Annotated in this window: 6 protein-coding genes; 2 read left to right on the top strand and 4 right to left on the bottom strand. The window is 46.7% G+C overall.

The annotated features are described in order from the left end of the window. Positions 1–499: 499 nt before the first annotated feature. Positions 500–955, bottom strand: coding sequence for a JAB domain-containing protein (locus tag KNP80_RS15620; protein WP_035385670.1), 456 nt, complete (start codon positions 953–955; stop codon positions 500–502). Between the two features lie 370 nt (positions 956–1,325). Between KNP80_RS15620 and KNP80_RS15615 the strand changes: the two genes are divergently transcribed. Then, a complete protein-coding gene (locus tag KNP80_RS15615; protein ID WP_029595514.1) occupies positions 1,326–1,667 on the top strand; it encodes a YolD-like family protein in 342 nt (113 codons plus the stop codon). 200 nt (positions 1,668–1,867) lie between these two features. On the opposite strand, the gene KNP80_RS15610 is transcribed toward KNP80_RS15615, so the two are convergent. The 3 genes from KNP80_RS15610 to copZ form a co-directional block, all read right to left on the bottom strand. Continuing rightward, a complete protein-coding gene (locus KNP80_RS15610) occupies positions 1,868–2,827 on the bottom strand; it encodes an IS30 family transposase (RefSeq protein WP_114167461.1) in 960 nt (319 codons plus the stop codon). Between the two features lie 348 nt (positions 2,828–3,175). Continuing rightward, a complete protein-coding gene (locus KNP80_RS15605) occupies positions 3,176–5,314 on the bottom strand; it encodes a heavy metal translocating P-type ATPase (protein ID WP_251130345.1) in 2,139 nt (712 codons plus the stop codon). A gap of 137 nt (positions 5,315–5,451) precedes the next feature. Next, entirely contained in the window at positions 5,452–5,655 is a 204-nt protein-coding gene (copZ, locus tag KNP80_RS15600) for a copper chaperone CopZ (protein ID WP_029336157.1), read from the bottom strand. 272 nt (positions 5,656–5,927) lie between these two features. Between copZ and KNP80_RS15595 the strand changes: the two genes are divergently transcribed. After that, entirely contained in the window at positions 5,928–6,260 is a 333-nt protein-coding gene (locus tag KNP80_RS15595) for a four-helix bundle copper-binding protein (protein WP_214720037.1), read from the top strand. Positions 6,261–6,411: the final 151 nt, after the last annotated feature.

Here is a 6,411-nt window from a genome sequence, read left to right as displayed (position 1 = left end):
CACATACTAAATTTCACAGGTGACAGTTATCGCGTCACGCATGCGTTGTCGAAACACTAAAACCTAGCTGGCAAAGTTCTGTACTTTTCGTTGCATTATTGTGCACATTTGTATTGCAAAATACAGTTGATAGCCTCATGATACCTCGCATCCACGCAATCAACATCTCGGCTTATTTCACGTAAGCCCTGGTGTTGTTTCAAACAAGCCCTAGGGCTTGTTTAGAAATCATGGTCATTTTCAATAAACAAACTATGTTGTCACTTCTACCATTTCATCAAACAATCTTCTTATGAGACAGACCAAAACAACGTCCAATTTTCACACACGAACCATCTCGTTTTCGTTATACGAAAACGGACCTTTTCCCGGATTCCGCCCCACGGATCCAGGCGAGAGCAACGCGAGTCGCCCATCCCGTCAAAGAAAAACGTACGTTTTTCGTCCTTGCCCTTCCCGGACGGACCGGGACCGGTCCCCCGGCCCCACTCCATTCCGTTCAACCCATGTAACCTCGCTGTTTCATGCTGACGTACGACTCGTCCGCTCCGAGGATGAGATGGTCGAGCACCGGGATGCCGATGAGGTCCCCCGCCTCATGTAACCGTTCGGAGACGAGGATGTCCTCCCGGCTCGGCGTCGGGTCCCCGCTCGGGTGCTGATGACAGACGATGAGGCACGAGGCGTTGTTCAAGATGGCGCATTTGAAGACCTCCCGTGGGTGGACGACACTCGAGTTGACGCTCCCGACGTGTGCCCGGTGGACGCCGATGACCCGGTTCTTTGTGTTGAGCATGATGACGAGGAACACTTCACGGTCGTCGTCCCCGATGAACGAGGAACCGATTTGTCGGGCACTGTCCGGTGATTGGATGATGGCGTGCTCGAGAGCGACCATCTCCTCGCGAATCTCTTGTTTGATACGAATGACCTCGATGATGGATGTAAGTTCCATGATGGTTTGTCCCCTTTCGGATAAGCCGAGCTCAGAACGAACACCGTTGTGCGTCCTGTTGACGGGAACGAAGCGAGCGTCGGGAGACGGTGCAAGGGCGACCGCAGGGAGAGCCTCAAAAAAATGCGTAGAGCAAACGGAGGGACAGGCTTCCGGAGCCAACGAGCGAAAAGCCTCGCTTTGAGCCTAAAGCGAAGGAAGACGGCCTGAGGGCGCGTCATTTTTTTGACGTCCCTTGCACCGAAGACCAGCGAGCTAGAGTACGGAAACAGGACGCACGGATTACCAATCACGAAAAAGGCTGTTCAAACGGGACAAATCGGGTATAAAATAAGAACAAACGTTCGTTTTATTGAGAGGGGTAATTATTATGACGATGTATCGCGATCGGGGCGAATTGAAATGGATCCCATTCCTCATGCCCGAGCACAAGGCGCTACTGACGAAATACTATAAAGAGATTCAAAAAATTGAGATGCCAGATATCGATGAACAGGTCCTATCGGTCTATGAGAATGTGCTGAACGACGCGATCTTCAGCGGAGATTTGGTAGAGGTAAAATATGTGGAGAAGCGGGAGATGAAACGATTCAGAGGATTCGTGCACCGGACGAACTACATGGAGCGGACCGTCGAGCTGGCCAATCAAAGGGAAGGGATCATCCATGTGCCGTTCGAGGCAATCATTCACGTCGAACAATCGATAGACTAACGCCCTGGCGGTTGTTCGAAGTCTGCGTCACGAAACGTAGTGTCGTTCCTCGACTTTTTCAGAAATAAAAAGGGCGGATAAATATAGTTTTTTCGCATCTAAACTAGACTGCTATAATAAAAAAGAAGACTTTGACTTTTATAAATACCATCTTTTTATAAATAACGAAAGAATCTAAAACATATTGGAGGTTCCGTTTGTCAATTTAAGCTAGACAGATCGACTCCATTCAGGTGACTCAAAAATGCCTCCAACGGTGTGCGGTAATTCAGTGACTTTCTTGGGATGTTATTCCGCTTGTCGGCCACCGACGAAATGAATGTTTGATCCACCTGGTTGAAGTCCATTTCCTTTGCCAAGCCGTCTTTCCGCAGGAGCCCGTTGGAGTTTTCATTCAAGGCGCGCTGAGAAGGCGTGCCGGGATCCGCAAAGTAAATCGAGACGTCGTGCCGGTTGCACAACGGTTTCCAATTGGAGAATTCCTTGCCGCAATCAAACGTGATGGATTTGAACAGATTTCTCGGGACCCCTTGGAACCACTGGTTCAACGCAGTTTCAATATCGCAAGCCTTGCGTCCTGCAGGCTTCAGGGCGATGATGACTTTCGTCAGCCGTTCGACCAGCGTGATCACCGCACTTTTGTGGCGGGCACCCACAATGGTGTCGCCTTCGATATGCCCGAACTCTTTTTTGAACGACGGGTTGTCGGCTTCCCGTTCGGAAATATGGCGTTTGAACGCCTGTTTTCCCCGGCGTTCCTGGTGTCCATTGGGTTTCCGTTTTCCTTTCATCGGCAGCGTGGCGGCGTCAAAGACCTGATTTTTGAACATGCGATAGATGGTGCGCGCGGAACAATCGATGGCCGTTTCTGCCCGGCCGACAATGACATCCGGCGTCCAGCCCTGCGCCACCTTGTCTTGAACATAGGCCACTTGTTTCTTCGGCAGGACAATCTTCCGCCGGCCGCAGCGTTTCTTATTTTTCTTGTATTGCGTGTAGAAGTCGAGCGCTGTATGTCCTGATTTCAGGAAATTGATGACGTTGTAGATTGGCTGCCTGGAACGGTTCATCAACTTAGCAATGATCGCTACAGGTATATTTTGGCGGTGGTAGGATTCTATCATCACCAGTTCATCCGTGGTAAGATGGGTGTAGGTCATTCGTGATCACTCCTATGTTTTTCTTTGGTCGGAAAATACATTGTGAGTGTACCACGAATGGCTTTTTCAATTGTCTAGCTTAATTTTACAATCGGCTATTAATGAATGAATGATTAATTTTTGAAAACTTTTTTGTGTTAATTGAATTTAAGTAGAAAAGAGAAGAAGCTTTTGGGCTTCCTCTCTTCCGATAATATCTCATATGTTAACTATAAAAATATATTTAATTATCCAAAGTCTTCAAACCTCCGTTTGACTTTAACCTAATACAAAACTGTGCCCCCAAGGTTAAAGAAAATTCAACTTTTGGGAGGCAGCACTTTTCGTGTACGACAATTAAACACGGTGTTAAACAGCTCTATTTCTTAGTTTCAATGTCATCGCATTGATAGCCACGATAACCGTGGACACGGACATCAGAACTGCTCCTGCGGCAGGAGCCAACGTAATCCCAATGGAGGCTAGAACACCCGCCGCTATGGGAATGGCAATAAAGTTATAACCGGCTCCCCACACGAGGTTCTGTTTCATTTTACTGGTTGTTTTATTGGCCAATTCGATAAAGGATTCAATATCGCCTGGATCCGACTGAGTCAAAATCACATCAGCGGAATCGATGGCGACTTGAGTTCCGGCACCGACTGCTATCCCAACGTCTGCTATTGCAAGGGATGGTGCATCGTTGACGCCATCGCCGACCATGATAACCGTTTGTCCATTATTTTTCAGTGATTCCACTAAACCATATTTATCTTGCGGTGATTGATTGGCTCTGTATTCAATGCCCAGTTCCTCTGCTACTCCTTGGGCAGCCGTTTCATTGTCACCTGTAGCCATAATCGGTTTTATATTGTAATGCTTCAATGCCTGTATCAGCGTTCTGCTCGTTTCTTTCAATTCATCGCCTAATGCGACCGTACCGATCGGATTCCCGTCCTCAACTAGTATACTTAATGTTGCCCCTTTGGGAACATCCACCGCTACATCTCTTCCAAGTGCCTTTTGGCTGATCAATTCGTATTTGCGGCCATTGGCGTTTCCTTCTATACCCGCACCCGACACAACATCAATCGAATCAAAGTGGACAGGCTGAATCCCTTGTTTCTCAGCGTATTGGACGATTGACTGGGCGATTGGGTGGCTGGACCCGCCTTCAATCCCTGCCATTAACGCCGCGATTTCGGCTTCGGTATGTTGACCATCCAGTGTTTCCATGTTCAAAACTTTAAATTCGCCAGTAGTCAATGTACCCGTTTTATCCAGTATCATTACATCAGCCTTAGTTGCCAGCTCCAATGCTTCGCGGTCTTTCACCAACAGCCCGCGGCTTGCACCTAAACTGGTGCTTCGTGCAATAACCAGCGGAATGGCAAGGCCGAGAGCGTGTGGACATGCAATGACTAATGTCGTAACCGTAAAAAGAACAGCGGTTTGAATGTCAGCAATGTACAGCCAAACGACAAAAGCGAGGAAAGCCGCCGCAATGGCGATATAAAACAGCCAGCCGGCTACTTTTTGAGCCAGATTTTCAGCTCTTGAAGGTTGATCCTGCGCCTGGCTTATCAGGGTTTGTACTTGGGAAATGAACGATTGGTCGCCGGTTTCCTGTACTTCAAGATATAAGATGCCTGCACCGTTCGTGGAACCGCCGATCACTTTGTCTCCGGCTCCTTTTTCAATGGGTTTAGATTCCCCCGTCAGCAAAGCTTCATTGATCCGCGAGGTGCCTCTTTTGATGATGCCATCGGCAGGGACGTTTTCTCCGGCCTGAACCCGTACAAGGTCTCCGACTTTCAGCTCATTTACGGGACGCGTCTCGATCGAATCATCTTCCAATACCACATGTGCATCTTTCGGCACCAATTCGGCGAGCGATTTTTGCGCGTCTCCTGCTTCTCCGATAGCCTTCATTTCGATCCAGTGTCCAAGGAGCATGATCAACAGCAAGGACGCGAATTCAAAGAAGAAATCCATGATGTGATCGCCGGTTACGTAGCGTGCCAGCACGGCGTAAATGCTGTACAAATAGGAAACGGATATCCCTAATGAAATAAGGGCCATCATGCCCGGTGCTTTTTCCTTAAATTCAGCGATTGCACCTTGATAGAAGGGTTTTCCGCCATAAACCAATAAGATAGTTGCTAATACAGCGACCACAATATCCGAGTATGGAAAAGTAAATTGGAAAGGAAGCCGAACGTCCATCATCGGCGACAATAATAGAATGACAATGCCCAAGGGCAGCGACTTCAGGAAAATTTCTTTGAAATTCCCATGATGGTGATGTCCATGGTCACTATGATCGTGGCCACCATGATTGTGATGGGCATGATCATCATGAATTTTGGCAGGATTGCTGTCGTCTTGAATGCCTTCTTTCACTTGGTCTTCATGGTACGAATGCCCAACATGTTTGGAATGATCCATTTTACTGTGATCTACCTGTTCGTCTTGATGGTGGTGATGGTCTTTATCATTTTTAGCCATTCAGTGCGCCTCCTCCAAACTAGTGGTTCTTATCCTATTTAACCCTATTTACATTCTTAACATTCACAAAGTTCTTGCCGAATATACCACGCGAGGGTATATTTCATTTAAAAGTAAAGTGTGCTGTGAAAGCACCCTTATACGACGTCATACCCTTGTTCTTCAATCGCTTTCTGAATTTCGTTTAATGATGTCTTGGCAGTATCATAGTCTACTGCCACTTCGCCTTTTTTAAGATCAACTGTCACAGATGAAATCCCTTCGAGTTCACCGACGCCCGTTTCAACCGAGTTTGCACAGTGGCCGCAGGACATACCTTGTACTTTTAATGTTTCAATCATTATTATTCCTCCTAAAGTAATATTTCCTTAAACTTAACATACCCCGATAGGGTATATCAAGTGTTTAGTATCATTTTACTTTATCGCTGTTTCCATGACTCTAATTTAGAAGTTCACAATGACCCCCCAAAAAAACCGCACCATTGATTTTAATATTTGATTACTTGTCTATAAAATGTGCAGTTTCTATGGAGTTTCGGTATTTCTGTTTAGTTTGGAAAGGAGAGGGAAATTCAGTAAATGAAGCAAAAATAAGAAATGGAGGTTTTAACTTGGCTCATGAACAACATCAGGAATTGATTCGGGCATTACATGATTGTGCAGCGGAATGTAACCATTGTTTTGACGCTTGTCTGCAGGAAGACGATGTGAAGATGCTAGCACAGTGCATTCGATTAGACCGGGAATGCGCGGACATTTGTGCATTTTTGGAACATGCCATTACTCACAATTCACCGTTCGTTTCCGAACTGGCAGCCGTTTGCGCAACCATTTGCGAAGCTTGCGCAGAGGAATGTGAGAAGCACGTCGATCATCATGAACATTGCAGACGCTGTGCGGAAGCTTGCCGTAGATGTGCAGAAGCTTGCCGTAACGCCGCATAACCTTACTCAAAAAGGCCCGTCGGATAGACTGACCTAGCTATATGAGACACTAATAAAAACACCTTATTAGGCTGCCACCACACCATATTTTATCGGTGTGAGGTAGCCTAATTTTTCTTGGATACGCTCTTCGTTATAGTAAGTTAAGTAA

The sequence above is a fragment of the Exiguobacterium sp. E4787 genome (assembly GCF_018618375.1).
In the GTDB taxonomy this organism is placed as follows: domain Bacteria; phylum Bacillota; class Bacilli; order Exiguobacteriales; family Exiguobacteriaceae; genus Exiguobacterium; species Exiguobacterium chiriqhucha.
The sequence above is the reverse complement of the archived record's forward strand: the minus strand, read 5'-3'. Positions and strand labels throughout refer to the sequence as shown.